This is a genomic window from Kitasatospora sp. CB01950 (assembly GCF_001905465.1).
Taxonomy (GTDB): domain Bacteria; phylum Actinomycetota; class Actinomycetes; order Streptomycetales; family Streptomycetaceae; genus Kitasatospora.
The window spans coordinates 1-25,622 of record NZ_LISX01000014.1; the positions used below are offsets into that span (position 1 = coordinate 1).

30 protein-coding genes are annotated in these 25,622 nt (G+C 73.4%); 18 read left to right on the forward strand and 12 right to left on the reverse strand.

Translation table 11 applies throughout. From position 1 onward, the window contains the following. The 8 genes from AMK19_RS27570 to AMK19_RS27600 all read left to right on the forward strand — a co-directional run. A partial coding sequence (locus tag AMK19_RS27570; protein ID WP_338015820.1) for a DUF6879 family protein occupies window positions 1–302 on the forward strand: 302 nt, incomplete at its 5' end. Next, the gene (locus tag AMK19_RS38490; RefSeq protein ID WP_338015821.1) at window positions 233–661 is read left to right on the forward strand and encodes a helix-turn-helix domain-containing protein; all 429 of its coding nucleotides are present in this window, start codon (window positions 233–235) and stop codon (window positions 659–661) included. The genes AMK19_RS27570 and AMK19_RS38490, both read left to right, overlap by 70 nt. Then, a complete protein-coding gene (locus AMK19_RS38495; RefSeq protein ID WP_338015822.1) occupies window positions 604–1,131 on the forward strand; it encodes a DUF5753 domain-containing protein in 528 nt (175 codons plus the stop codon). The genes AMK19_RS38490 and AMK19_RS38495 overlap by 58 nt, the downstream gene beginning before the upstream one ends. 88 nt (window positions 1,132–1,219) lie before the next feature. After that, entirely contained in the window at window positions 1,220–1,573 is a 354-nt protein-coding gene (locus AMK19_RS27580) for a hypothetical protein (protein ID WP_143200429.1), read from the forward strand. A gap of 177 nt (window positions 1,574–1,750) precedes the next feature. Beyond that, complete coding sequence (locus tag AMK19_RS27585) at window positions 1,751–2,149, forward strand: J-domain-containing protein (protein WP_073816378.1); 399 nt, start codon at window positions 1,751–1,753, stop codon at window positions 2,147–2,149. Window positions 2,150–2,211: 62 nt separating this feature from the next. Further along, window positions 2,212–2,694 carry a GNAT family N-acetyltransferase gene (locus tag AMK19_RS27590; RefSeq protein ID WP_073816380.1) on the forward strand — a complete coding sequence of 161 codons (483 nt, stop codon included), beginning with the start codon at window positions 2,212–2,214 and terminating at the stop codon, window positions 2,692–2,694. A gap of 268 nt (window positions 2,695–2,962) precedes the next feature. After that, window positions 2,963–4,159, forward strand: coding sequence for a Cmx/CmrA family chloramphenicol efflux MFS transporter (locus AMK19_RS27595; RefSeq protein WP_073816381.1), 1,197 nt, complete (start codon window positions 2,963–2,965; stop codon window positions 4,157–4,159). A gap of 139 nt (window positions 4,160–4,298) precedes the next feature. Continuing rightward, a complete protein-coding gene (locus AMK19_RS27600) occupies window positions 4,299–4,982 on the forward strand; it encodes a hypothetical protein (protein ID WP_073816383.1) in 684 nt (227 codons plus the stop codon). A gap of 24 nt (window positions 4,983–5,006) precedes the next feature. Here the strand turns inward: AMK19_RS27600 and AMK19_RS27605 are convergent, their stop codons facing one another. The 3 genes from AMK19_RS27605 to AMK19_RS27615 all read right to left on the reverse strand — a co-directional run bounded on the left by AMK19_RS27605 (window position 5,007) and on the right by AMK19_RS27615 (window position 8,434). Then, a complete protein-coding gene (locus AMK19_RS27605) occupies window positions 5,007–5,780 on the reverse strand; it encodes an SDR family oxidoreductase (protein WP_073816384.1) in 774 nt (257 codons plus the stop codon). A 50-nt stretch (window positions 5,781–5,830) separates the two neighbouring features. After that, entirely contained in the window at window positions 5,831–7,114 is a 1,284-nt protein-coding gene (locus tag AMK19_RS27610) for a cytochrome P450 (RefSeq protein ID WP_073816386.1), read from the reverse strand. Window positions 7,115–7,414: 300 nt separating this feature from the next. Next, window positions 7,415–8,434, reverse strand: a complete 1,020-nt coding sequence (locus AMK19_RS27615) for an NAD-dependent epimerase/dehydratase family protein (protein WP_241844619.1) — start codon at window positions 8,432–8,434, stop codon at window positions 7,415–7,417. A 348-nt stretch (window positions 8,435–8,782) separates the two neighbouring features. Here AMK19_RS27615 and thrS point away from each other — a divergent pair, with 348 nt between their 5' ends. The 4 genes from thrS to AMK19_RS27635 all read left to right on the forward strand — a co-directional run bounded on the left by thrS (window position 8,783) and on the right by AMK19_RS27635 (window position 12,411). Further along, window positions 8,783–10,003, forward strand: coding sequence for a threonine--tRNA ligase (gene thrS / locus AMK19_RS27620; protein ID WP_073816389.1), 1,221 nt, complete (start codon window positions 8,783–8,785; stop codon window positions 10,001–10,003). 186 nt (window positions 10,004–10,189) lie between these two features. Then, window positions 10,190–10,828: a hypothetical protein gene (locus tag AMK19_RS35540; protein ID WP_073816390.1), complete on the forward strand. Its 639-nt coding sequence runs from the start codon at window positions 10,190–10,192 to the stop codon at window positions 10,826–10,828. Window positions 10,829–11,006: 178 nt separating this feature from the next. Further along, window positions 11,007–11,801, forward strand: coding sequence for a DsbA family protein (locus tag AMK19_RS27630; protein WP_073816392.1), 795 nt, complete (start codon window positions 11,007–11,009; stop codon window positions 11,799–11,801). A 28-nt stretch (window positions 11,802–11,829) separates the two neighbouring features. Further along, on the forward strand, window positions 11,830–12,411 hold the full coding sequence (locus AMK19_RS27635; RefSeq protein WP_241844620.1) for a vitamin K epoxide reductase family protein: 582 nt from the start codon (window positions 11,830–11,832) through the stop codon (window positions 12,409–12,411). Window positions 12,412–12,530: 119 nt separating this feature from the next. Here AMK19_RS27635 and AMK19_RS27640 read toward each other — a convergent pair whose 3' ends face one another. Both AMK19_RS27640 and AMK19_RS27645 read right to left on the reverse strand, forming a co-directional pair. Next, a complete protein-coding gene (locus AMK19_RS27640) occupies window positions 12,531–13,142 on the reverse strand; it encodes a TetR/AcrR family transcriptional regulator (RefSeq protein WP_083647419.1) in 612 nt (203 codons plus the stop codon). A 2-nt stretch (window positions 13,143–13,144) separates the two neighbouring features. Further along, a complete protein-coding gene (locus AMK19_RS27645; protein ID WP_073816396.1) occupies window positions 13,145–13,999 on the reverse strand; it encodes an alpha/beta hydrolase family protein in 855 nt (284 codons plus the stop codon). 196 nt (window positions 14,000–14,195) lie between these two features. Here AMK19_RS27645 and AMK19_RS27650 point away from each other — a divergent pair, with 196 nt between their 5' ends. From AMK19_RS27650 to AMK19_RS27655, 3 genes are read left to right on the forward strand one after another with little or no spacing between them, the layout of a single operon-like run. After that, window positions 14,196–14,690: an SRPBCC family protein gene (locus tag AMK19_RS27650; RefSeq protein ID WP_073816398.1), complete on the forward strand. Its 495-nt coding sequence runs from the start codon at window positions 14,196–14,198 to the stop codon at window positions 14,688–14,690. Then, window positions 14,687–14,815, forward strand: coding sequence for a hypothetical protein (locus tag AMK19_RS38290; RefSeq protein WP_274537005.1), 129 nt, complete (start codon window positions 14,687–14,689; stop codon window positions 14,813–14,815). The genes AMK19_RS27650 and AMK19_RS38290 overlap by 4 nt, the downstream gene beginning before the upstream one ends. Before the next feature lie 18 nt (window positions 14,816–14,833). Further along, complete coding sequence (locus AMK19_RS27655) at window positions 14,834–15,103, forward strand: hypothetical protein (protein ID WP_073816400.1); 270 nt, start codon at window positions 14,834–14,836, stop codon at window positions 15,101–15,103. A 37-nt stretch (window positions 15,104–15,140) separates the two neighbouring features. Here the strand turns inward: AMK19_RS27655 and AMK19_RS27660 are convergent, their stop codons facing one another. From AMK19_RS27660 to AMK19_RS27675, 4 genes are all read right to left on the reverse strand, one after another. After that, on the reverse strand, window positions 15,141–15,689 hold the full coding sequence (locus AMK19_RS27660; RefSeq protein ID WP_073816402.1) for a GNAT family N-acetyltransferase: 549 nt from the start codon (window positions 15,687–15,689) through the stop codon (window positions 15,141–15,143). Beyond that, entirely contained in the window at window positions 15,682–16,527 is an 846-nt protein-coding gene (locus tag AMK19_RS27665; RefSeq protein WP_073816405.1) for a nucleotidyltransferase domain-containing protein, read from the reverse strand. Before AMK19_RS27665 ends, AMK19_RS27660 begins: the two co-directional genes overlap by 8 nt. 77 nt (window positions 16,528–16,604) lie before the next feature. Next, on the reverse strand, window positions 16,605–18,050 hold the full coding sequence (locus tag AMK19_RS27670; RefSeq protein WP_073816407.1) for an endo-1,4-beta-xylanase: 1,446 nt from the start codon (window positions 18,048–18,050) through the stop codon (window positions 16,605–16,607). 238 nt (window positions 18,051–18,288) lie between these two features. Then, window positions 18,289–18,795 (reverse strand): GNAT family N-acetyltransferase, encoded by a 507-nt coding sequence (locus tag AMK19_RS27675; protein ID WP_073816409.1) that lies wholly within the window; start codon window positions 18,793–18,795, stop codon window positions 18,289–18,291. A 188-nt stretch (window positions 18,796–18,983) separates the two neighbouring features. Here AMK19_RS27675 and AMK19_RS27680 point away from each other — a divergent pair, with 188 nt between their 5' ends. The 3 genes from AMK19_RS27680 to AMK19_RS27690 all read left to right on the forward strand — a co-directional run bounded on the left by AMK19_RS27680 (window position 18,984) and on the right by AMK19_RS27690 (window position 21,461). Then, window positions 18,984–19,178, forward strand: a complete 195-nt coding sequence (locus AMK19_RS27680) for a hypothetical protein (RefSeq protein ID WP_014134294.1) — start codon at window positions 18,984–18,986, stop codon at window positions 19,176–19,178. A 116-nt stretch (window positions 19,179–19,294) separates the two neighbouring features. Further along, window positions 19,295–20,851, forward strand: coding sequence for a hypothetical protein (locus AMK19_RS27685; RefSeq protein ID WP_073816411.1), 1,557 nt, complete (start codon window positions 19,295–19,297; stop codon window positions 20,849–20,851). A 235-nt stretch (window positions 20,852–21,086) separates the two neighbouring features. Beyond that, window positions 21,087–21,461: an RNA polymerase-binding protein RbpA gene (locus AMK19_RS27690; RefSeq protein WP_073816413.1), complete on the forward strand. Its 375-nt coding sequence runs from the start codon at window positions 21,087–21,089 to the stop codon at window positions 21,459–21,461. Window positions 21,462–21,625: 164 nt separating this feature from the next. Here AMK19_RS27690 and fxsA read toward each other — a convergent pair whose 3' ends face one another. From fxsA to AMK19_RS27705, 3 genes are all read right to left on the reverse strand, one after another. Further along, window positions 21,626–22,195, reverse strand: a complete 570-nt coding sequence (gene fxsA / locus AMK19_RS27695; RefSeq protein WP_073816415.1) for an FxsA family membrane protein — start codon at window positions 22,193–22,195, stop codon at window positions 21,626–21,628. A gap of 137 nt (window positions 22,196–22,332) precedes the next feature. Continuing rightward, window positions 22,333–23,937 carry an apolipoprotein N-acyltransferase gene (gene lnt / locus AMK19_RS27700; protein ID WP_083647420.1) on the reverse strand — a complete coding sequence of 535 codons (1,605 nt, stop codon included), beginning with the start codon at window positions 23,935–23,937 and terminating at the stop codon, window positions 22,333–22,335. 67 nt (window positions 23,938–24,004) lie between these two features. Next, the gene (locus AMK19_RS27705; protein WP_073816418.1) at window positions 24,005–25,618 is read right to left on the reverse strand and encodes an amidohydrolase; all 1,614 of its coding nucleotides are present in this window, start codon (window positions 25,616–25,618) and stop codon (window positions 24,005–24,007) included. Window positions 25,619–25,622 lie beyond the last annotated feature (4 nt).

The following is a 25,622-nucleotide window of genomic DNA, read 5'->3' on the forward strand; positions in this document are numbered from 1 at the left end:
CATCACGAATCCAAGTTCAGTATCTCCGGTTCGAATTCATGTACTACGAGCCGCAGGTGAAGGCCGGCGAAGACATTCGGATTCTCGACCTCACGGACAGGTCCAACCCGGGACTCCCGGATCAGGACTTCTGGCTGTTCGATGACGCCAACGTGGTCCTGATGAACTACGAGACGGACGGAACACAGCTCGATCGCGTCCTCCTCGACGGCGACGTGCAGCAGTACCGGGAATGGCGCCGGCTCGCGGTGGCCGAGTCCGTGCCCTTCGCGGAATACGTGAAAGAGTATGGGTGGCAATAGACCCCGCCGATCTTGGCCGGAGCAAATCCGACCTGGCAAGAGCACTCAAGGAACTCCGGTATCAATCCGGCCTCTCGGGAGACCGGCTTGCTCGGCGTTGCGGCATGACCCAGTCCAAGATCAGCAAAATTGAGACAGGTCGATCGGTTCCGTCCCTGGTGGACGTGGAGCTGATCCTGCGGGCACTCGACGTGCCGGTCGATCTCGCCCCGCGGGTGCTGGAACTCGCCAGGGTGGCAAACACCGAGTGGCAGGACGTCCGTGCGCTGAGACAGAAGGGCCTGGAGAAGAACAGGTCGAGTTGGCGGCGCTCGATGCGTCGTCGACCGAGATCCGGTACTTCCTGCTGTCGATGCTGACAACCCTGCTGGCCACTCCCGAGTACATCCGGGCAAGTCTTGCCCACGTTCCGGGAGACACCACCAAGGCCGTGGCCAAGAAATTGGACCGACAGACGATCATTCACGACGAATCGAAGGCCTTCACGTTCATCCTCACGGAACAGGCTGTGCACTGGGCCGTCCTGCCGCCCCGCGCGATGATGCTCCAGGTCGACCGACTCGTATCGCTGTCACGACTTCCGAATATTCGGATCGGCGTGATTCCGCTCGGCACGTACATCCCCGGCTGTCCGCTCAACACATTCACCGTCTACGACAGCAGCCTTGCCACGGTCGAGACCGAAACCGGGATCATCGTGCTGCGAGACCCCAGGGACATTCAGAAGTACCGCGAAATTTTCTCCATGTACGAGAACCATGCACAGTTCGATGAGCAGGCCCGCGAGAAACTGGAAGAGTGGGCGGACACGTTCCGCCGGGATATTTAGTCACCGACGAGAATATCATTGATCGTCCGCTGGCATGCCCCTAGCTTGGGACTCCGTTCACGAGAACCGAGCGAAGTGGAGCCCAACCATGCCCGTAAAAGAAGAAAAAAATCCCGGTCAGGCAGTGTCGCGCACAGCAATGCGCTACGAGGTGGTGGACGCGGCAGGATCGCACGTCTTGCGGGACGTGGTCATGGGCGAGTTCTGCACGCTACCGGATCCGGCGGGACGGCCGGTGCTGCTGGCGTTCCCAGATGCCTATCACGCCCGGCTGTGGCTGATGGCCGCCGACAGCCGCAGGGCGTATGCGGCGAGCGTGACCAGGATCAGGGCCGGGGCCGGGCGGGAGCCACGGGTCGAGGACGTGCCGCTGTTGGCGTTCGACCTGTTCGTGCCGGGCGAGGAGAGGGCGTCCGGCTGCGGGCCCCGGAGCGTCAGCTGAGTACCGAACTCCCCTGCTCGATCTGGTGGATGAGCCGCTTGAGTTGGGCGACCTCGTCCTGGAGGGCGCGGCTGCCGGCGGGGGTGAGGGTGAGCCAGGTGCGGGCGCGGCGGCCCTCGTAGCCCTTCGGCTCGTTGGTGGAACTCTCCGCAGCGACGAGGGCGGGAGGAGCACGCCATGACCGACCGCAAACCGCCCGGTGTCACGTTCGAGACCTGGGTCGACCGGCAGATCCGGGAGGCCGCCGAGCGCGGCGCGTTCGACGACCTGCCGGGCGCGGGCAAGCCGCTCGCGCACGAGAACCGGCCGTACCACGAGATGTGGTGGATCCGGGAGAAGCTCGAACGCGAGGGCCTGAGCTTCCTGCCGCCCTCGCTGGTCCTGCGCAACGAGCTGCACGAGGCCCTCGACGCCGCCCGTCGCGCCCCCACCGAGGCGCTGCTGCGCACCCGGCTCGCCGAAGCAAACTCCCGCATCGACGCCGCGCTGCGCCGCCCGATCGAGGGGCCGCCGCTCGGCGTCGCGCCGGTCGACGTGGAGGCCGCTGTCGCGCAGTGGCGGCAGGACCGGAGCTGAGCGGTCGGCGGACATCGACTGTCGCGGCGGCGGTCCGGCGGCCGGCAGCCGAAGATGGCGGGATGGACGACCGAACCGTGCGCCTGCGGCGGATGACTCCCGCCGAGTACGAGACCGTCACGGAGCGCCGCGAGGAGGAGACGGCGCGCGAACTCGCCGCGTTCCTGCCGGTGGAGCTCGCGCGGGAACGGGCCCGGGAGGGCACCGCGCGGTTCCTCCCGGACGGGCCCGACACGGCCGGCCACCACCTGGTGGTCGCCGAGGACGCCGCCGGCCGGGCGGTCGGCGACGCGTGGATCGGCCCCGACCCGCGCGAGGCCGTCGGCGGCGCGGCCTCCGCATGGCTGTACGACCTCCACGTGCGGCCCGACTCCCGCCGCCGCGGCTTCGGCTCCGCGATCCTGCGCGCGGCCGAGGCGCTCACCGCCCGCGAGGGATGGACGGCGCTCGGGCTGAACGTGTTCGGCGGCAACGAGGCCGCGATCGCGCTGTACCGGGCCAACGGCTACCAGGTGGCCGCGATGTCGCTGCGCAAGGACCTCTGACGTTGCGTCAATGCAAGGCGAGCGGACGGAAATGCGAGTGACCGCACGCCAGGCTTTCGGTAGGGTGCGCAGCGTGGTGAGCCCCGAGTCGGACGAGGTGGGGGTCTTCGGCCCCGCCGTCGGCCCCTGAACACCTGAGTCCTCCCGCGCTGCCGCACCGCCCGCCGATGGGCCGTGCGGTGCGTGGTGCTGAGCCGCTGCGCTGCGCAGGGCTCCCGGGTGACGAGACGGCTGTCCGTTTCCGCTCCTCACCCCGGAGTTCCGTGCGATGCCTCTTGCCCTGTATCTGCTCGCCCTGGCCGTGTTCGCCATGGGCACCTCGGAGTTCATGCTGTCCGGCCTACTGCCGGACCTCGCCGCCGATTTCGACGTCCCGGTCGGCACGGCCGGCCTGCTGACCTCGGCCTTCGCGGTCGGCATGGTGGCGGGCGCCCCGCCGATGGCGGCGCTGGCCCGCCGGTGGCCGCGCCGGGCGGGGCTGTTCGGCTTCGTCGCGCTGTTCGCGGTGGCGCACGTGGCGGGCGCGGTGGCGACGTCGTTCGCGGTGCTGTGCGTCAGCCGGGTGGTGGCGGCGCTGGCGAACGCCGGGTTCCTCGCGCTGGCGGTGACGGCGGCGGGCGCGCTGGTCGGTCCCGAGCGGCGGGGGCGCGCGGTGGGCGTGCTGCTGTCGGGGACGACGCTGGCCACGGTGGTGGGCGTTCCGGCAGGTGCGACGGTCGGTCAACTGCTGGGCTGGCGGGCCGCGTTCTGGGCGGTGGCGCTGCTCTGCGTGCCGGCCGCAGCGGGAGTGCTGACGGGCGTCCGGCCCGGACACGAAGCAGTCCTCCGACCCGGCCGCGGGGCGGGCGTCCGGCCCGGGCACGAAGCAGCCGGACGGCCGGCGCTGCGGGCGGAGCTGGCCGAGCTCGCCCGGCCCCGGCTGCTGCGGGTGCTGCTGCTGGGCGCGCTGGTGAACGCCGGGACGTTCGCCGCGTTCACCTTCCTCGCCCCGCTGGTGACCGGCCCGGCGGGGCTGGGCCGGAGCTGGGTGCCGGTGGTGCTGGTGCTGTTCGGCCTCGGCACGATGGCGGGCGTGACCGTCGCCGGCCGACTCGCCGACCGCCGTCCGCTGCACCTGCTCGCGGTGGCGGGCCTGTTCCTGCCGCTCGGCTGGGCGGCGCTCGCCGCGCTCGCGGACCGCCCGGCCGCGCTCCTGGTGCTGGTGCCGCTGCTCGGCGCCCTCTCCTTCGCGGTCGGCGGCACGCTGATCACCCTCGCCCTGGCCGCCGCCACCGGCGCGCCCACCATGGCGGGGGCGTACGCGACGGCCGCCCTCAACCTGGGCGCCGCCACCGGCCCGCTCCTCGCCGCCGCGACGCTCCCCTCCCCGACCGGCCCCCTCCTCGCCGCGACGGCCCTCACCGCCACCGCCCTGCTCCTCACCCCGACCCTCCGCGAACGCCCGCCGGCCCCCGCGAACACCTGACCCTCCGCGAACGCCCGCCGGCCCCCGCGAACACCTGACCGTCCGCCGGGCCTGCGTGTCGTCCCTGGTCAGGGTGCCGGTAGAGTGCCCGCCGACATCCAATCGGATGATCTGACTCCACTTCAGCCAGGGGGAGCCCATGACCGAGGAACACCCGCAGTCGGGCGTCGACAGCCTGCGGGCGATCTGGGCGGCGGGCCAGGAGCCGCAGCCGCCGGTGCCGTGGTACCGGCGGCTGACGGGCAAGCAGATCGGCCTGACCGTCGGTACGGTGGCCGCCCTCGGCCTCGTCGTACTCGGCGTCGCGGCGACGAGCGAGGTGGAGCAGCGCAGGATCGCGATGCCGGCCGAGTTCGCGGGCCTGCCCCGGGTCGCGGAGGCCCAGGACCTGGCCCAGCTCCACGCGCAGTGGGAGGCGGAGAACGCCAAGCGGTACGTCCCGCGCAACATCGAGGTCGTCGCGTACGGGCAGCCGGGCGCGACCGGCCTCGAGGAGGCGGAGCTGCTGGCGATCGGCCTCTCCGGCTCGGTCCCGGACGCCGCCGAGGCCGCCACCCGCATGCTGGGCGGCTACTCCCCGGCCGGCGTCAGCACCCTCCGCGACGGCACCGAGGTCACCGACCTGCAGACCTTCGATCCCGGCCCGCTCGGCGGAGCGATCGCCTGCGCCAGACTCCAGGACACCGACCGCGAACTCCCGGTCTGCGCCTGGGCCGACGGCAGCACCCTCGGCAGCCTCACCGACGGCACCGCCACCCTCACCCTCGAAGCCCTCGCCGCCCGCACCCGCGAGCTCCGCGCCCAGGCGGAGCACCGCGTCTGAGCCCGACACCGGCTCCCGGTCCGGCTACTTGAATCCGCCGCTGCTCTGCAGGAGTTGGCCGTTGATCCACTGGCCGGCCGGGGAGCAGAGGAAATCGATCAGGCGGGCCGCGTCGTGGGGGGTGCCGAGGCGGGCGAGGGGGGTGCGGGCGAGGACGTCGGTGCGGACGGCGTCGGTCATCCAGCCGGTGTCGGTGGGGCCGGGGTCGACGGCGTTGGCGGTGATGCCGAGGTGGGCGAGTTCGTGGGCGGCGGCGAGGGTGATGCGGTCGAGGGCGCCCTTGCTGGCGCCGTAGGGCAGGTTGCCGACGGTGTGGTCGCTGGTGAGGGCGATGATCCGGCCGCTGCCGAACGGGCCGGTGTAGCGCAGGCCGAACTCGCGGATCAGCAGCCAGCTCGCCCGGGTGTTGACGGCGAAGTGCCGGTCGAAGCTGTCCGGGGTGGTGTCGAGCAGGCCCGAGTCGACGGATTCGGCGTGGCTCATCACCAGGGCCGTGACGGGACCGAGTTCGGCGGTGACCCGGTCGAACAGCCGGGCGGGTGTCGCGGGGTCGGCGAGGTCGGCGGGCACTGCGAGCTGCCGGGTGCCGTGGGCGCGGATCGCCGCGCCGATGGCGTCGACGGCATCCGCCTCCACGCCCCAGGGCATCCGGGTGTCGTAGGGCGTCCAGTGGGTGTGGGCGATGTCCCAGCCGGAGGCGGCGAGTCGTTCGGCGACGGCGGCGCCGATGCCGGCCGTCCGGCCGACTCCCGTCACCAGTGCGACGGGACGGGCGGGAGCGTGCGGTTCAGGCATCATCGCCACCGATCATCACGGACGAACGGCCGTGCTCACAAAGGGTTTTCGCGTCACCGAGAGCCTTCGCGGTGCAGCACGGCCCGCACCGGCCCGTCCGGGTGGACGGTCAGCCGGTACCCGGCCTCGGCGGGCCGCTCGCGGATCTCGGGGCGGATCGCGGGGAGCAGCTCCTCCAGCAGCAGCGTCATCTCCCGCAGCGCGAACTGGGCGCCGATGCAGGCGCGCGGGCCGAGGCCGAACGGGAAGTAGGCGCCGGGCGCGGGTCGCCGCCCGGCGGCGAGGAAGCGCTGCGGGCGGAACGCCTCCGGCTCGGGCCACAGCGCCGGGTCGCGGTGCGTCAGGTAGGGGCAGAGCAGCACGGTCGCCCCGGCGGGGACGGGTCGGCCGCCGACGGTTCCGGCCTCGGCGGCGTGCCGGGGCATCAGCCACGCGACGGGGTACAGCCGCAGCGTCTCGTCGATCAACGCCCGGATCGCGGCGGCGCGTTCGGCGGATCCGGCCGGCCCGGCGGCCAGCGCCCGCTCGCGCTGCTCGGGGTGCTCGTCCAGCAGCAGGAACAGCCAGCCGAGCGTGGTGGCGGTGGTCTCGTAGCCGGCCACCATCAGGGTGAGCAGCTCGTCGCGGACCAAGGTCTCGTCGTAGTCCGGGAGTTCGCGGGCCGCGCGGAGCAGGACGGCGATCAGGGTGGGTTCGTCGGCCTGCCGGGCGAGGGCGATGGCGTGTTCGGCGGCGAGGTCGGCGTCGGCGACGGCGCGGCTGAAGTCGGCGGTGTGCTCGCCGGTGGCGGGCGCGAACGCGGGGATGGCGGCGAGGCTGTCACCGGCGGCGACCAACTGCCGGTAGGTGGGCTCGTCCAGGGCCTGCGCGGTGAGCGAGCGCCAGATGACGTCGAGCGAGAAGTACCGCAGGTCGGCGTCGAGTTCGCGGAGTTCGCCGCTGTCGGCGGCGGCCCGCCACCGGCCCGCGAGGGCGGCGACGGCGGCTCGCAGCTGCGGCTCGTAGGCGCGGATGCCGCGCACGGTGAACTGGGGTTGCAGCAGCTTGCGTTGACGCCGCCAGGGTTCGCCGGCGGCGCACAGCAGGCCGTCGCCGAGCAGCACCTTCGCGCGGTGGCCGTGCTTGACGTACGTGTCGGGTTCGCGGGCCAGCACCTGCTGGACCTCCTCGGGCCCGGTGACCAGCACCACCTGCCGTTCGCCGATCCGGAATCCGGCGACCGGGCCCAGCCGCTGAGCGGCCGTCAGCAGGTCGACCAGCCGCCCGCCGTCCGCCCGCCAGCGGCCCAACTCCTCGGCGTCGAGTTCCGGAAGGGTGCTGTCCGCCGCCGTCACCATCGCGTCTCTCCCTGTCGCGCCGTCCGAACGGTGCCCACCTTAGGGCCTGTCCGGTCGGTCTTGTCGGATCAGCGCGCGGAGTCGGGCGCCCGGCTGGGCGTGCCGGCGAACCGTCCTCGTACTGGGTGTACTTGGATGGTTTGCCGGTGCGTCCGTGGGGGCACCTCCCAGCCCGCCAGGGCTGGGGGTGGGGGCACCTCCCGGCCCGCCAGGGCTGGGGGCGGATGATCCGGCTTCGCGCGCCCGGCAGGATCGACCGGACAGGCCCGGGGAGCGTGGGCACCCGGTGCCGATCCGCAATCAGCGCGCGTCCAGCAGCCGTTCCTCCTCGGCCGGCGTCAGGCCCTCCTTGTCGGCGTCCGGCCCGCCGCGGAGCGTGTCCCAGGCGTCGGTGTCGGCGAGGGTCTCGGCGAGCGGACGGAACGTCAGGCCGGCGGCCAGGGCGCGCGAGATGTCGGTCCGGTTGGCGGCCGCGAACTCCGGGTCGCCGACCCACAGCGGGACGCCCATCCACGGCGCGACGCCCGCCTTCAGCAGCGTCTCGGTGCCGACCCAGACCTCCTCGGCCACCGAAGCCGCCGGAGCCACCGAAGCCGCCGAAGCGCCCACCGCGGCCCGGCAGGCCTCCAGGAACGAGCCGATCGGCATGGTCCGGCCGGTGACGTGGTAGGTGCCGCCGCGCTGCGCCGCGACGCAGCCGAGGATCCACCGGGCGACGTCCCGCACGTCGATGAACTGCGTCGGGTCGGCCGGGTCGCCGGGCAGCAGCACCCGTCCGCCGCGCCGGAACCGCCGCGGCCAGTACGCGAACCGGTCGGTCGGGTCGTGCGGTCCGACGATCAGCCCGGGCCGGACGATGCTCGCGCGCTCGCCGTACGCGTCCCGCACGATCCGCTCGCAGACGGCCTTGTTCGCGCCGTACAGCTGGACCGGCGGCAGGCCGTCGACGGGCTCCAGCACCGCGCCGTCCTCGTCCTGCACGGTGGAGAGGTCGGCCAGCACCGAGATCGTCGAGACGAACACGTACCGGCCGACCCGGTCGCCGAGCACGTCGACCGAGCGCTGCACCACCTCGGGCAGGTAGCCCGCGACGTCGATCACCGCGTCCCAACTGCGGCCCTCCAGCGCGGACAGGTCACCGGTGCGGTCGCCGACGAGCGTCTCGACGCCCGCCTCGGCGAACAGCCCGGGGTCGGTCAGGCCCCGGTTGAACAGCGTCACCCGGTAGCCGTCGGCGAGCACGGCCTCGACCACGGCCCGGCCGACGAACCGCGTGCCGCCCAGGACCAGCAGGCTGGGACGGTCGGAAGCGTTCTGCACGGCAACACCCTCTCGAACAGACATCTGCGTTCGGGGGTCATCCTCGGCGCGGAACGCCCACCCGGTCCAGCAGGTTTCCGAATTGACCCACCGTCACGTACCGCCGGGCGCGCGGCGGGTTCGATCACCGGCCCGTCGTGGCACGCCCGTTGGCGGGCGGATCCGGTGCTCGGCGGCGGCCGGGCTGCTACCGTGGGAGGCATGAAGCGTGCTGCGATGCTGACGACGACGCCGGAGAGTGTCCTGGCGCGCTGACTGCTGCAGTGAATCAAGCCCCGGGGCCGAGCGCCCGGGGCTTTCGCATGTGCGGCCGCGGCGGCTCGTCCCCCTTCCGGTGAGGAGACCGCCGTGTTCGACCATCGCAAGCTGGGCCGCGAGTTGGGCCTGTTCGACACCGATTCGCTGATCGGCCCGGGTCTGCCGTTCTGGCTGCCGGACGGCGCCGCGGTGCGGCAGAGCCTGGAGGATTTCGTCCGCGCCCTGGAGCGCCGCGCGGGCTACCGGCACGTGTACTCGCCGGTGCTGGGCAAGCGCGAGCTGTACGAGCTGTCGGGGCACTGGGCGCACTACCGCGACGACATGTTCCCGCCGCTCTCCATGGGCGACTCCGACGACGACCAGCTCGTGCTGCGCCCGAGCCTCTGTCCGCACCATGCGGTGATGTTCCGCTCCCGCGCCCACAGCTACCGTGAACTGCCGCTGCGGATGGCCGAGTTGGGCGGCATGTACCGCTCCGAACGGTCGGGGGTGCTGGGCGGGCTGACCAGGGTGCGGGCGATCCAACTGAACGACGCGCACATCTTCTGCACCCTCGACCAGGTGGCCGGGGAGGCACGCGGCGCGCTGGAGCTGATCGCGGTGGCGTACCGGGCGATGGGCATCGTCCCGTCCCGCTACCGGCTGTCACTGCCGGGCCCGGGCGGCAAGTACGTGGCCCGGCCGGAGCTGTGGGAGCGGGCGACCGCACTGCTGGTGGAGGTGCTGGACGGGCTGGGCGTGCCGTACGAGGAGGGTGTCGGCGAGGCGGCGTTCTACGGGCCGAAGATCGACGTGCAGGTGGTGGACGGCGCGGGCCGCGAGTCGACCCTGTCCACCGTGCAGGTCGACTTCCACCAACCCGAGCAGTTCGACCTGCACTACGTCGGGCCGGACGGGGCGCGGCACCGGCCGGTGATGGTGCACCGGGCGATCGTCGGCAGTGTGGAGCGGGCGGTGGCGCAGCTGATCGAGCAGCACGGCGGGGCGTTCCCGGCCTGGCTGGCGCCGGTGCAGCTGGCGGTGCTGCCGCTGGGCGAGGAGCAGGACGGTGCGGCGCGGGAGCTGGCGGCGCGCTGCCTGGAGCTCGATCTGCGGGCCGAGGTGCTGGGCGCGGACCGCGGTTCGCTGGGCGCGCGGGTCCGGGAGGCGCGGCTCGCGCCGTACCAGGTGGTGCTGGGGCCGCGCGAGGTCGCGGACGGCACCCTGGGGGTGCGGCTGCGCGACGGCCGGCGGCTCGACCCGCTGCCCGCCGGGGAGGTGCTGGCGCGGATCGAGCGGCAGGTGCGGGCGCACACCGTCGAGCTGTGGTGACGGCGGCGGGGACGTGACAAGTCCCACGCCGCGGCAGCCGTGCCGGGCGGGACCGGATCGTCCCGCAGCCCGCCCACCGCCTGCTCCCCGCCCGCCGAAGTCCCCTTTATTCAGGGCTTATCCGCAGGTCGTAGGGCCGAACGGCCCCTCGTGCCGGGAACCTCCGGCGTGGCATACTCCGGAGCCATGACCGGCATTCACGCGACCAGGGCCCTGCGGGGCGCGGTGTTCACCGCGCTCGCCGTGCCGCTGGCCGCGTTCGGCCAGGTGGTGATCACCGGCCGTGCCCTGCCGCTCACCCTGGTCGCAGTGGCCTGCGTCGCGGTCTTCCTGCTCGCGGTCCTGCTGGACGGCGCGCGGCGGCGGTTCCTGCTGCTGGCCGCGGTGCTGGTGCCGGTGGAGCTGCTGCTGAACACCGCCTTCAACCTCGGCCAGGACGCCTGTTCCCGGCCCGTCCACGGCGTGGACCTGCTGGTCTGCGGCGGCGACCGGGTCAGCGGCTCCGAACTGTTCGCGCAGTGGACGCACAACTCGGCGGGCATGCTGCGCCTGCTGGTGCTGGGCGTCCACCTGGCGCTCGCGCTGGCCGCCGCGGCCTGGCTGCGGCTCGCCGACGCCGCCCTCGACGGGGTCGCCGAGGCAGTGCGCACGGCGGCCCGGATCCTGCCGTGCTGCTGGCGTTCGCTGCTGCTGGCGACCCGTCCGGCCTGCCCGGCCGCGCTGCTGCCCCGGGCCGGTGTCGAGCCCGCGCCGCGCCGCCCGCAGGACGCCGTCCACTCCCCCGCACCGCGTCGCGGACCGCCGCAGCCGGCTTTCGCCTGCTGACGGCCCACCGCCTCCACGCGTTTCTCGCGGCCGTCTCCGGGCGCCCTTCGCTGCCCATCACCCCTTTTTCGACCCGCACCCGCCGGGCCGCCCGCCCCTGCTCCCGTCCAGGTGAGACACCTGCCGGAGCCGGGCCGTGCCGCGCCGCCCGCCGCCGGGTGCAAGGAGACGGATCACCATGCCCAGCACCCACAAGTCCGCCAAGACCGTCACCGCCCGCGAGCGCCTGAAGCAGGCCCAGCAGGCGGAGGCGCTGCGCGCCAAGCGCCGCCGTTCCCTCACCATCGGCGTCTCGGTGGTCGCGGCCGTCGCCGTGATCGCGGGCGGCACCACCCTCGCCCTGAACGCCTCCAAGGACTCCGGATCGGACAGCAGCTCGGTCGCCGTCCCGGCGAACGCCTCGGGCCCCGACAACACGGTGGTCGTGTACGGCAAGGCCGACGCCCCGCACACCCTGGCCGTGTACGAGGACTTCCGCTGCCCGGTCTGCGAGATGTTCGAGACCTCGGCCGGCCCGACCGTGAAGGAACTCGCCGACCAGGGCCAGTACAAGATCGAGTACCACCTGGCCGCGTTCCTCGACAACAACCTCGGCGGCAAGGGCTCGAAGACCGCGCTGGCCGCGGCGGGCGCCGCGCTCAACGAGGGCGTCGACAAGTTCAAGCAGTTCCACGACGTGCTGTACGCGAACCAGCCGGCCGAGAGCTCGGACGCCTTCGGCGACGTCAACCACATCCTGGAGTTGGCCGACCAGGTCCCGGGTCTGAAGACCGAGGCGTTCACCAAGGCCGTCACCGAGGGCACCTACAAGGGCTGGGCCAACAAGGTCGCCACCGCCTTCAACAAGAGCGGCGTCTCCGGCACCCCGACCGTCAAGCTCGACGGCAAGACCCTCAACGTGATCGGCCAGGACGGCAAGGCGATCACCGGCGACCAGTTCGGTGCGCTGGTCAAGCAGAGCATCGGCGGGTGACGCGATGACCACGGCCCACAGTGCCCCGGTGGGGGCGAGTCGTCGCTTCTCCTGGCTGATCCTGATCGGCGGGCTGCTCGGCCTGGCCGCGTCCGCCCAGCTCACCCTGGACAAGATCCGGCTGATCGAGAACCCGGCCTACCAGCCGAACTGCAACATCAACCCGATCATCAGCTGCGGCTCGGTGATGCGCACCGAGCAGGCCTCGGTCTTCGGATTCCCCAATCCGATCATCGGCCTGGCCGCGTTCGGAGCCCTCGCCGCCATCGGCGCGGGCCTCCTCGCGGGCGCCTCCTACCGCCGCTGGTTCTGGCTCTCGCTCCAGGGCGGCACCCTGGTCGGCCTCGGCTTCGTCGCCTGGCTGATCCACGAGGCCCTCTACGAGATCGGCGCCCTCTGCCCCTACTGCATGGTGGTCTGGGCCGTGGTCATCACCCTCTTCTGGTCCACCACCGTCCACAACCTCCGCACCGGCGTCCTCCCCGCCCCGCCCGCCGTCCGCCGCTTCGCCGCCCTCCGCCACCAGTGGCTGGGCCCGATCGTCGGCTTCCTGATCGTCGCCCTGCTGATCCTGACCCGCTTCTGGTTCTACTGGTCGACCCTGATCTGACGGAACGCGGACGGCTCGAGCACCGAACGAGCACTGACCGAGCACCGACCGAGCACCGACCGACGACGCGACGAAAAGGCCCGCCCCTGCGAACCGCCCGGGGCGGGCCTTTCGGCTGTTCAGGGGAGTCGGGGCGGGGCGGCGAGGGCGGCCGAGACCAGGGAGTGGACGGTGCGGTCGTCGAGCGGGTCGCAGAGCACGACGCTGCGGAACAGCATCAGGCCGGCCCACAGGTCGAGGAGGGTGAGGACGTCGGTGTCGGCGGGGAGGGCGCCGCGGGTGACGGCGCGGTGCAGGACGGTGGCGGAGCGGTCGCGGCGGGGTTCGACGAGTTCGGTGCGCAGGCGGTGGGCGAGTTCGGGGTCGGTGGCGGCGTCGGAGATCAGCGCGGGCAGGATCGCCCGGACCTGCGGCGCGCCGTAGAGGCCGGCCAGGGCGCGGGCGACAGCGAGGATCTCGCGGGGGCTGTCGTCGAGGTCGTCGACCGGGATGTCCGGGAGTTGGGCGCGGACCGCGTCCAGCGTGAGGGCGGCCTTGTGCGGCCAGGAGCGGTAGACGGTGGCCTTGCCGACGCCCGCCTCCTGGGCGATGCCGCCGATCGTCGCCTTCGCGTAGCCGACCCGCGACAGCACCCGCAGCGTGGTCGCCAGGATTCGTTCGCGGGCCGCCAAGTCCCGTACGGGAGCGCTCTGTTCGTCGGACAGCGGGTGCAGGTTGCGCTTCTCTCCCATGGTCAGCGGCCGTCCCGCAGCCAGCCGGCGATCAGCTCGGCGATGCTGCCGCCGGAGCGCGCCCAGCGGACGTGGTCGGCGGACTCGCCCTCGGCGGGGGCGTGGTGCCGGCGGTCCACCTTCGCGGCGGGGAGCTTGCCGACCAGGTGGTCGACCGCGCCGGCGGGGGCGAGGCGGTCGTCGGGCAGCGAGACGGCGAGGACGGGCAGGGCGAGCGTGGCGAGGGCCCGCTCGTAGTCGAGGTCGGCGCCGGCGGGCGCGAAGCGGCCGGTGCGACCGAGGCGGGCCCAGTCGCGCATCAGCCGGGCGGGCTGGCGGCCGCCGAAGCCGAGCCGGTGGCCGGGCCAGTAGCCCCACAACGTGGCGATCAGCGCGAGGAGTTGGGTGCTGGCCAGCACCCGCCACCGGGCGGCGCCGGCGAAGCCCCGGAAGTCCACCGTGCCGGAGGCGACCAGCACCAGGCCGTCCACCGCCCCGGGTGCGCGGGCGGCGGCCAGCAGCGCGGCCTGGCCGCCGATGCTGTGCCCGAGCAGGAACAGCGGCACCTCCGCCCCGAACCTGGCCCGGGCCTGCACCGTCACCGCCGGGAAGTCCCGGGACGCCAGCGCGTGGTAGCCGTGCCTCGAGCGGCGGCCGCTGACCGGCCCGCTCTCGCCCTGCCCGCGCAGGTCCACCGCGACGACGGCGACCCCGCGCGCGGCCAACTCGGCGCAGAACGGCGCGTAGTAGCCGGCCGGCACCCCGAGCGCGGGCCACAGCAGCAGCACCGCCGAGGGCGCGCCGCCCTCCGGCGCCGTCACCGTCGCCGCGAGCGCCTCCGCACCCGGTACCGGTATCCGCGTCCGCTCCGGTTCCATCGGCTCCCCGCCTCCGCTCCCGCCCGCGCCACAGGTCGGAACGAGTCGTCTCGTTCCACGCTAGCGAGCCCCCTCGCGCGCCGTCAAGTACCGCCCCGACAAGCAGATTTGGCCCCTTGCGGCGCGCTCCGCCGACCGATTACAGTCCGGCACGCCCGGCCCTACTCGCCAGTCACTTCCCGCTTCGGAGGTTTGCGTGACCCGCCAATGGACCCTTCGGGAGAGCATCACCGTGCGCGCGTCCGCCGAGTCGGTGTACGCCGCCGTCACGGATCTGCGGAACATGTCCCGCTGGAGCCCGGAGTGCATCGGCACCCGCCGGCTGGGCGGCGGCGGACCGGTCGCCGTCGGGACGCGCTTCCTCGGGTTCAACCGCAAGGGCCCGTTCGTCTGGTTCACCGGCTGCCGGGTGACCGTCGCCCGTCCCTCGCACGAATTCGCCTTCCACGTCGGCGCGTTCGGCCTGCCGGTGGCCGGCTGGGGCTACCTGGTCGAACCGGACGGCGAGGGCGCCGTCCGCGTCACCGAGTACTGGGAGGACCTGCGCACGGGACGCGGCTCCCGGCTCACCGAACTGCTCGGCCGGGCCTTCTCCGGCACCCGGCCCGCCGACCGCGCGGACGTCAACCGGGCCGGTATGCGCGTCACCCTCGACCGCCTCCGCGCCACCGTGGAGCAGGCCCGCCCGTGACCGCCCCGGCCGCACCGGTGCACGGCATCCGCCGGTCCACCGCCATGCGGCGTCCGCACCTCGCTCCCGACCACCGCGTCACCGCCCCCGACCTGCCCGGCCACGGTGCCCTCGCCGACCGCTAGTTCACCCTGGACACGGCGGTGGCGGCCGTGCACGACGCGGTCGTCGAGGCCCGCGAGGCGACCGGGCGCCGCCCGCTGCTGCTCGGCAGGTCGCTCGGCGGCCACGTCTCGCTCGCCCACACCGCCCGCCACCCCGACGACGTCGCCGCCCTCGTCCTGCACGGCTGCACGGCTGCACGGCCCGCACGGACGGCCCGCTGCCCTCGGCGTACTCCGGCGTCGCCCTCCTCCAATCCGCCCTCGACACCGGCGACTCCCCGGACGCCGCCCGCCACGCCGCCCACCTGATGCAGGCGTACGAGGCGTCCTTCTGGGCGGCGGTGCTCTAAGCAGGGTGGCGTGCGGCGGTGCGGTACACCACCGTGCGGCGGTGCGGCCCCGGGGGCAGCGTCGGGTCGTCGAAGTCCGCCGTCGGGTCGTGCGTCATGCCGAGGCGTTCCGCCACTGCCCGCGAGGGCGTGTTCCCGGCGGCGATCAGGGCGAGGATCTCCGGTAGCGCCAACTCCTCGAAGCCGTACCGGAGTACGGCCCGCGCAGCCTCCGTCGCATAGCCGTGGCCCCATGCGTCGCGGTGCAGGCGCCAGCCGGCCTCGACGCCCTCGACCGGGGCCTCCTCGTCCACGGGGTCGAGCCCGGCGAAGCCCAGGAACCGTCCGTCGTCGCGGAGTTGGACGGCCCACCAGCCCCAGCCGCGTTCGGCGAGCTCGACGCGGAAGGCCTCCAGCGAGGCCGCGGCTTGGGCGCGGGTGAGGACGCTGCCGAAGTGCCGGCGCACCTCGGGGTCGGCGTTCAGCTCCGCCCAGCGGTCCAGGTCGCCGTCCTGCCACTGGCGCAACAGCAGTCTGGGAGTGCCCAGTTCGACGAACTCAGCCATGCCGGGCCTCCCCCAGCACCTCGGCCGCCAGCGCCTCCGCCGCGTCCAGCACCGCGCCGAGCGCGTCCGGGTCGACAGAGCCGGGCGCGAAGACGGCCTGCGCCAGCCGCTCGAACTCCGGTGGCGCGCAGGCCAGTTGACCGGCCGAGGCGATCGCGCCCTTCTCATTGACCAGCCACCGCCCGTCCCGCGCGTGCAGCGCGTGCACCAGCAGCCCGACCGCCCGGAACAGGCACCCCTGCACGTACGCGGCGTCGCCTCGCCGCGCGCCCTTGCGCGCGTTGGCGAGCGCGAACGGCACCTCCCACCCGGCGTCCGCCTCCAGCCGGCGCGCCAACTCTGCCGGGAATTCCCTTACTTCGGCCTGAAGATCCGTCAGTGTGCCGCCCTGCTCGGCGAGTACCAGCCCCAGCGCCAGTTCGCCGACGTACGCGTAGGACGGCACACCGTACGGGTGCCCGGGCTGCAAGCCGCTCAGGTAGCGGCCGGCCCGGGCCTCTGCGGCGTAGTGACGGACTCTGGCGACGTCCCGGTAGATCCAGTCCATCCGGGCGCCGCCGAGGTCCAGCCAGGCGCCGCCGTCCACCCACGGCCCCCAGCCGCCGGGTTCGGTCACCTCGACGGGCCGGCCGCAGAGTTCGGCGGCGAGGCGGCGCAGCGCGGCGGTGTCCAGTTCGCCGGCCCGGTAGTACAGGCCGAGGTCGTAGTCGGATCCGGCGGTGTGCGCCCCGCGTGCCCGGCTGCCGCCGAGGCAGACGCCGACGATGCCGCCGATCCCGGCCAGCCGTTCGGCGATCCGCCGCAGTTCGGCTTCGCTCAGTTCGCTGTTCTCGTTCATCGCCGTCAGGATGCCCTACCGCGCCCGCCCTCGCGAGGAGGTTTCGTCCCGGCGGGCGCGGCCCGGCAGCCCGTGGCTCAACCGGCCGTGCAGGCAACCCCGTTGAGGGAGAACCCGGTGGCGGCGGCGGTGTTGCCGGTGTGGTCGGCGTTGAATCCGAAGCTGACGGATCCGCCGGCCGGGAGGGCCGCGTTGTAGGGCAGGTTGGTGGCGGTGACCTGCCCGCTCGCGGGGCTGACGGTGGCGTTCCAGGCGCTGCTGACGCTCTGCCCGCCGGGCAGCGTGAACTTTACCGACCAGCCGTTGAGGGCGCTGCCGCCAGTGTTGGTGACGGTGATGTTCTCGGTCAGTCCGGTGTTCCAGGCGCTGACCTGGGTGCCGACCTTGCAGCCCGACCCGCTCGGCGGGGTGGACGGCGAGGGCGAGGAGGACGGGGACGAGGACGGCGACGGGGAGCCCGCGGCGCCGCCGAGCGCGGTGGCGGCCGAGGTGTAGGACGCCTTCGGCTGGTAGGTGTTGTCGTACATGGTGGCGGCGCCGTAGCCGCTGAACGCTCCGGGGATCCACGAGTCGGCGTCGCCGACGCCCCACTGCGAGACGCCCACGCACCGGCTGACGGCCAGGCAGTTGGAGATCACCGTCGCGTAGTCGGTGGCCTGCTGGGCGAGGTTGGCGGCGCTGGCGGGCACCTGCATCCGGTCGTCGAGTTCGGTGATGGCGACGTCGACGCCGAGTGCGGCGAAGCGCTGGATGTTGGCCTTCATGGTGCTGGGGACCTGGCCGACGATGAAGTGGCTCTCCAGGCCGACGCCGTCGATCGGCACGCCCTGCGACTTGAGCGAGGAGACCAGTTGGTACATGGCGTCGCTCTTCGCGTTGGTGCCTTCGATGTTGTAGTCGTTCAGGTAGAGCTTGGCGTTCGGGTCGGCGGCCCGGGCGGTGCGCAGCGCGTCGGCGATGTAGCCGCTGCCCATCGCGTTGTAGAAGGGGCTGGTGCGCAGCGAACCGTCTTCGTTGAAAGGCTCGTTGACGACGTCCCAGGAGTAGACCTGGCCCTTGTAGTGGGTGGTCTGGGTGGTGATGTGGTTCTCCATCGCGGCCTGTACCTGGGTCTTGGGCAGGTTGCCGACCCAGGACGGCAGCTGGCTGTGCCAGACCAGGGTGTGGCCGCGCACCCGCATGCTGTGGGCCTTGGCGAAGGAGACGATCTGGTCGCCGGGGCCGAAGTTGAAGTTGCTGGCGGAGGATTCGGTGGTGTCCCACTTCATCTCGTTGCCGGGGGTGACCATGTCGAACTGGGCGCCGGCGACGGCGGTGAGGGTGGAGTTGCCGAGGTTGGACTGGGTGACGGCGGTGCCGAAGTAGCTGCCCTTGGCCTCGGCGAGGTCGCGCAGGGGGGTGCCGGCGGCTCCGGCGGGGCCGCTGCCGAGGGTGGCGGCGGCCAGCAGTCCGCCGGCGGCGGCGACGGCGAGCGCCGCGAGGGCATGCCCGCGCCGGCGTGCTGCGCGCAACTGTGCAGCCATGGTTCGTCCTTCCGGGGGGTGGGTGGGTGGACGGACCGTACGGTCGGCCGCGCGCCCCGGGCAACGGACCGCCACCGCCGCCTCCCGGCCCCCCAACTCACCTGCGAACCAGGCCCGTTGGACCACCAGGGCGCCCGTCCCCGCGCCGACCTGCGGCGGACCGGAGGAACGGCGGAGCGGCCGCCGCCCGGGTCCTCCGGTCCGGCGGCCGCTCCAAGTGGCCCTGCGGGTGCGAAAGTTACAGCGCGTCAGCGCCCGGTGCGGTGTCCCGGCCGACGAGTTCCTTGCCCATGCAGATGCTCTGCTCGTGGTCCTTGTAGTAACCGAACTTGCGGATCTCGACGTACCCCTCGGAGGCGTACAGGCCGACCGCTTCGGGCTGCAGGGTGCCGGTCTCCAGGACCATCCGGGTGCGGCCGGCGGCGATCGCGGCCTGTTCCAGGTGGTGCAGCAGGGCGCGGGAGTGGCCCTTGCCGCGGGCGCCGGGGACGACGTACATCCGCTTGAGTTCGGCGTCGCCGTCGCGCAGGCCGTCGGCGTCGCGCTCCTTGACCCGCCATCCGCCGCAGGCCACCGGCTCGCCGTCCAGGTAGCCGATCACGAAGAGCCCGGCGGGCGGGTCGAAGTGGTCGGTGTGCATGGCGGTCTGGTCGCCGTCGCCGTACCGAACGACGTACTCCTGCTGGACTTCGGCGGCGAGCTTCTGGGCGTCGGGGTGTCCGAAGCCGGTGGTGCGGATCTCCATGTCGGTCAAGGGTACGGGCCGCCGTCGGGCGGTCGTCGGGCGGGCGACCGGGTCGTCCGTGCGGGGGAGGCAGCCGTTCGGGCGGCCTTCGGAGATCCACCCGCTTGCCGCACACCATCATCTATTACTTTTTGTCACCATGAAGGCACTTTCTGTCATATTGTCCCCGCCCCCGTGAGGAGCATCCCGTGATTCTCTCCATCTCCGGCATCGTTCTGTTCGGCGTGATCGCCTTCCTGTTCTTCCGGCGGGACGGGCTGAAGATCTCCCACGCCCTGGTGTGCGCCCTGTTCGGCTTCTACGTCGCGGGCTCCTCGATCGCCCCGAGCATCCAGGCGGGCGGCGCGAGCCTGGCCAGCCTGATCGGCGGCCTCAAGTTCTGAGCGGCCCCGCCTCACGGCCCGGGCGCGGAGATCCCACCGACCCGGGCCTTTTCGCCGACCCGGGCCGTCCCCGCCCGCGGCCGGTCCCCCGTCAGAACCCCACCTCGGGAGTCCGCATGTCCTTCACCCGCCACTTCAACCGGGGCCGCGACCTCGCCCGCTCGGCCGGCGATCACGCCGCCGACGTGTTCACGCCGCTGACGCTGATCGGGCGCGGCCTGCGCCGCCACGCCGACTGGGCCAAGGCCCGCTGGGCGGCCACCCCGAAGGAGCGGCGCGGCCCGACGCTGCTGGTCGGCGCGGCCGTCACGCTCGGCATCTTCCTGCTGCCGCACGGCCCGCTGCTGGCGCTCGTCGCACTGGTCGCCTCGGCCGCCTGGGTCGGCCGCAGCCCCAAGTCCGCGCCCGAGGCGGAGCCGGACCTCGCCGAGGTCAAGCTGACGGCGCTGTACGCGGCGCTCACCCCGTACCTCGGTGGCCTCGACGAGCCGTTCGCGCTGTACCGGCTGGACGGCGAGTGGCGGGCGGCGTTCTCCGGCGGGGAGTTCGACGCGGACGGGCGGATCACCGCGCTGGAGATCTCCTACCCGGCGTACTTCACCGACACCGAGCCCGCCGCCCGGGCCCGGATCGAGCAGGTGGTGCAGGGCAAGGCGGGCCGCTCCCGGGAGTACCGCTTCGACTGGGACGAGGAGATCAACCGGCTGCGGGTGAGCGCCCTCGCCCCGCTGCCGGCCGACATCGTCGCGCAGCGCTTCGTCACCTCGCCGGGCGAGATCGTCCTCGGCTTCACCGACGGCGCCGGCAGCCACCGCACCATCCCGGTCGAGCAGGGCGGGGTGACCGAGCAGCAGCCGCCGGTGGTGTGGCGGGTCGGCCCGCGCTCGGCGGAGCCGCACCTGCTGGCCCTCGGCGCGGCCGGCTTCGGCACCTCGACGCTGCTGCGCTCGATCGCGCTCCAGGCGCTGCCGCACGGGGACCTGGTGGTGGTGGACGGGGCGAGCACCGGCGAGCACGCCTGCCTGGTGAACCGTCCGGGCGTGTACACCGTGGAGACCAGCCTGCACGGGGCGCTGGCCGCACTGGAGTGGGTGGCGAAGGAGACCGAGCGGCGGCTGATGGCGCTGAACGCGGCCCGCCACCACGGGGTGGCCGCGCCCGCGGACGTCACCCGGCCACTGTGGATCCTGCTGGACCACCTCACCGAGCTGTCCGAGCTCGCCCACGCCGAGGGCCGCACCGACCCGCAGGAGCTGCTGGAGCTGCCGCTGAGGCACGGCCGGGCGGCCCGCGTCACGGTGGTGTTCGTGGACGACCTGGAGGCCCGGGACCGGATCTCCACCACCGTGCACACCTGCACCCGGGCCCGGGTGGTGCTCGGCCCGGTCACCTCCGAGTCCGGCTCGGCCGGGCTGGGCGTCCCGCTGGACATCGCGCCCGCCGCGCACACCCCGCCCGGCCGCGGCTACGCCCGGATCGGCACCGCGGCCCCGGTCCGGGTCCAGGTCCCGGCGACGGCGGACCCGCTGGACGAGGACTCCCCGCAGGCGCTGCGCGACGCGGTGATCGCGCTGCTGCCGCACCGCGACACCCGCACCGAGGCCCCCGCGCCCGCCGAACCGGAGCGGGCCGAGGTGAATCTCACCAAGGACGCCGCCCCGACCCATCCCTGACCGGCCCGGTTTCCGGCCCCGCTCGCGCCGAACCAGAACTACACAAAATGTGACACGCCGGGTGATATCACCGCTCAGATGTGACAAATCGGGCGACCATGGGTACAAACAGGGGCGGCACGACAGGCGGCGTATGTCCCGGACGGGAATCTTCGTCGGAGGTCGGGCGTTGGACCCATCGACGAAGAACAGCGACCACTAGTCCTGTGGGCAAGAAGCCCGGGAGGCACGATTCATGAGCGAGCGAGCTCTCCGCGGCACGCGACTCGGGGCGACCAGCTACGAGACCGACCGCGGCATTGACCTGGCACCGCGCCAGACCGTCGAGTATGCATGTCAGAACGGACACCGCTTCGAGGTGCCGTTCTCCGTCGAGGCGGAAATCCCCGTGGTGTGGGAATGCCGCTTCTGTGGCCAGGAGGCCGCACTCCTCGACGGTGAGGAGCCCGAGGAGAAGAAGACCAAGCCGACGCGCACCCACTGGGACATGCTCATGGAGCGCCGGACGCGCGAGGAACTGGAGGAGGTCCTGGCCGAGCGCCTGGCCGTGCTCCGCTCGGGCGGGATGAACCTGGCGGTCCACCCGCGCGATTCCCGCAAGTCCGCCTGACGGACGAGACACCGCACCACTGCCGAAGGGCCCCGGAAGTTCCGGGGCCCTTCGGCGTTGTCCAGTCACAGTCACAGTCTCAGAAGGCCCCACCAGAGGCGTCCCAGAAGGCCCGGCCAGCGGCCCGGCCGGGCTCGGAAGGCCCGGCCAGGGGCTCAGCGGGCTCAGGGAGCGATCGGCGGCCGGTACTCGGTGTCCGGGCCCTTGGGGCCGGCCGGCGGGTCGACGACCTCGCCCTGGACGACCTTGCCGTCGGGCCGGTGGATGCGCAGCTGCTCCTGCAGCCGCATCGCGTCGGCGAGCCGGTCCGCGCCGACCGGGGCGGTGGAGCGCAGCACGCTGCCGGTCAGCCGCCGGGCGCCGGCCCGCCACAGGGCGCGGGTCGGCGGGAGCAGCAGGGTGACGGCCAGCAGGTCGGACAGGAAGCCCGGCAGCATCAGCAGCAGGCCGGCCAGCACCGTCATCGAGGTGCCGGTCTGCGGCTGCGCGGACTTCGGGTCCTTGGAGAGCTCGACGGCGGCGCGGAACGCCCGCGCCCCGGCGCGCTTGATCACCGTGCCGCCGAGGAACACCCCGGCCAGCAGCAGCACCAACGTCAGGAACCAGCCCACCGAGCCGGCCACCACCGTGATCAGCCAGATCTCCAGCACCAGCCAGACGGCGATCAGCAGCGGCACGAACCGGGCGATGCGCCCGCGCCGGGTCGGACGGGCCGGGGTTGCTTGCTGGGACACGGTACGGATCCACTCCAACGCGGTGCTCTCAGCGGCGGCCGGCGGCTCCGGCTGCGTTCACGGCACCACTGTGCACAACGGCCCGGCGACGCGTCGTGTTCCGCCGCCGGGCCGCCGGCCTGCCTCGGCGCACCGTCTCAGGACTGCTTGCCGACCCGCCGCCGCTGCCACCCGGTGGCGGCGGCGAAGCCGCAGGCCAGCAGGCCGCCGAGGGCGAGCACCCACTCCGGTCCGGCGCCGACCTTGTCGGCGATCGTCTGGCCGTCGCGCAGCGGTACCACGGCGCTCAGCACTTCCTGGTCGAGTTCCGCGGTGCGCTGCTGCACCGTGCCGTCCGGGGTGATCACCGCGCTGACGCCGCTGGTGGCGGCGATCAGCACCGCGCGGCCGTGCTCGACGGCGCGCAGCCGGGACATCGCGAGCTGCTGCTCGGTCTGCCCGGTGCGGTTGTAGGTGGCGTTGTTGGTCTGCACGACCAGCACCCGGCCGCCCTGGTTGACGGTGTCGCGGACGATCTCGTCGTACGCGACCTCGAAGCAGATGACGTCGCCGATCCGGGCCGGGCCGAGGTGCATGACGCCGCTGCCGGTGCCGGGGTAGAAGTCGCGGCCGACCCGCTGCAGCCGGGTGATCACCTTGGACAGTTCGGCGCGGAACGGCACGTACTCGCCGAACGGCACCGGGTGCTGCTTGGTGTACGACTCCCCCGGGCCGGAGGACGGGTCCCAGACGATGCCCTCGTTGCGCACGTGCTGCTGGTCGGGTCCGTCGACCAGCGCGCCGACCAGGGTGGGCACGCCGATGGTCTTCACGGCCTGGTCGATCCGGGCGTAGGCCGCCGGGTCGGTGAACGGGTCCAGGTCGGAGGCGTTCTCGGGCCAGATCACCACGTCGGGCTTGGGCACCCGGCCGGCGGCGACGTCCGCGGCGAGCTGTTCGGTGGTGCTCGCGTGGTTGTTCAGCACCAGCATCGGGCGGCCGAGGAAGTCCATGCCGGGACGGTCCACGTTGCCCTGGACGATCGCGACCTTGACGGTGTCGGCGGCCGTGGTCGGCACCGGCACCGCGTAGCCGATCAGCACCAGCGCGACGGCCGCCAGGCCGCCCGCGGCGGCGCGCCACGGCAGCACGGCTCCGTCGGAGCGGCGGGCCCGCAGCGCGCACAGCGCCGCCCAGGCCAGCAGGACGCCGCAGGACGCCACCGCGAAGGTCACCAGCGGGGCGCCGCCGAGCGCGGCGAGCGGCGTGAACGGGCTGGCGGTGTTGGCGAACGCCAGCCGGCCCCACGGGAAGCCGCCGAACGGCAGCCGGTCGCGCGCCCACTCCTGGGTGACCCAGAGCATCGCCGCCCACAGCGGCCAGCCGCGCAGCTTCGAGGTCAGTGCGAGGCCCGCGCCCATCAGCGCGAGGAACAGCGCCTCGATCGCGGACAGGCCGACCACGCCGTCCCAGCCCACCACCCGCAGCCAGGACAGCAGCACCACGAAGAACGGCACGCCGAACACGAAGCCCAGCCAGGCGCCGTGCCGGGCCCGCCGGCCCCGGGTCAGCAGCGTCAGCGCCGTCACCCCGAGGATCGACAGCGGCCACACGTCGTAGGGCGGGAACGCGAACGCCATCGCCGTTCCGGACACCGCGGCCAGCCCCGTCCGGGCCCACCATCCGCCGCGGCCGCGGCGCTTCGGTGCCCCGTCCTGCTTCCCCTCGGCCACCGGCCGCTCCTGCGAAACGGGCAGTGACACCTGCGCACCATCTCTCTGCTTCGTACGACGTTCCCCGAAAGGTACCTCACCCGTACGGGCGGTCCGGCTACCCGTGACGGGTGTGCACGGTCCGGCCGCGGACGACGGTGCGCAGGCAGGTGGGGAGGGGTTCGCCGGGGGTGAGGTCGGGCAGGCCGGGGGTGCCGGAGCGGGGGTCGGTGGACCAGCCGGCGATGCGGGTGTCGGGGGCCTGGACGACCAGGTCGGTGGTGGCCCAGACGGCGTAGGAGGCGATCGCGCCGGGGACGAGGACGCCGTCGGTGTCGTGGCCGAGGGCACGACGGCCGCCGCGGGTGTGGGCGGTGAACGCGGCCCGCACCGAGATCCGGTGCTCGGGGGTGCGGTGGAACGCGGCGGCGCGGACGGTGCCCCACGGGTCGAGCGGGGTGACGGGCGCGTCGGAGCCGAACGCCAGCGGGATGCCGGCCCGCAGCATCGCGGCGAACGGGTTGAGCTGCGCGGCGCGCTCGGCGCCGAGGCGGGCGACGTACATGTCGTCGGGGCCGCCCCAGGCGGCGTCGAAGGCGGGCTGGACGGAGGCGGTGAGGCCGAGCTCGGCGAACGCGGCGAGGGTCTCCGGGGTGAGCGCCTCGGCGTGCTCGACGCGGTGCCGCATCGCCTTGACGCGCTCCGCGCCGAGCTTGTCGGCGGCGGCCCGGACGCCCTCGACGACGGCGGCGATCGCGGCGTCGCCGATGGCGTGGAACCCGGCCTGCAGGCCGGCCTCGGTGCAGGCGGCGACGTGCTCGGCGATCTGCTCGGCGTTCAGGTAGGAGACGCCGGTGTGGTCGGTGTCGGCGTAGGCGTCGTGCAGGCAGGCGGTGTGCGAGCCGAGCGCGCCGTCGACGAACAGGTCGCCGCCGGCGCCGACCGCGCCGAGCCGCTTCGCGGTGGCGACGCCCTCCGCGCCGAGTTCGCCCCAGTAGCCGAAGACCTCGGGGCCGTCCGTCGCGGCGGCCAGCGCGAGCAGCGCGGCGAGGTCCCCGGCGGAGGAGATGTCGGGGCCGGCGCACTCGTGCAGCGCGCCGATGCCGAGTTCGGCGGCGCGGCGCAGCGTGGCGAGTTGGGCGTCGCGGCGCTGGGCGGGGGTGAGGTGGGCGAGCGCGGCGCGGCGGACGGCGTGGTGGGCGTCCTGGGTGAGCGGGCCGTCGGCGGAGTACCCGGCGCAGTCGGCGAGCGCCGGGACGAGGGCGCGCAGGGCGCTGGTGGCGAGGCCGGAGTGGACGTCGGTGCGGGACAGGTAGAGCGCGGCCCCGCCGGCGGCGGTGTCGAGTTCGGCGAGGGTGGGCGCGCGGTGCTCGGGCCAGCGGGTCTCGTCCCAGCCGTGGCCGAGCAGGACGCCGTCGGCACGGCGCTCGGCGAAGGCGGCGATCGCGGCGAGGGCGTCGGCGAGCGAGGCGCTGTCGGTGAGGTCGAGGCCGGTCAGGGCGAGGCCGGTGGAGGTGGCGTGCACGTGCGCGTCGACGAACGCGGGGGTGACCAGGGCGCCGTTCAGCTCGACGATCTCGTCGGCGACGTCGGCGTACGCCTCGGCGGCTCCGTCGCTGCCGACCCAGGCGATGTGTTCGCCCTCCACCAGCATGGCGGTGGCGAAGGGGTCGGCGGGGCTGTAGACATTGCCGCCGCGCAGCAGGACGGTCCGGTCGGTGCGTTCGGTCATGGCG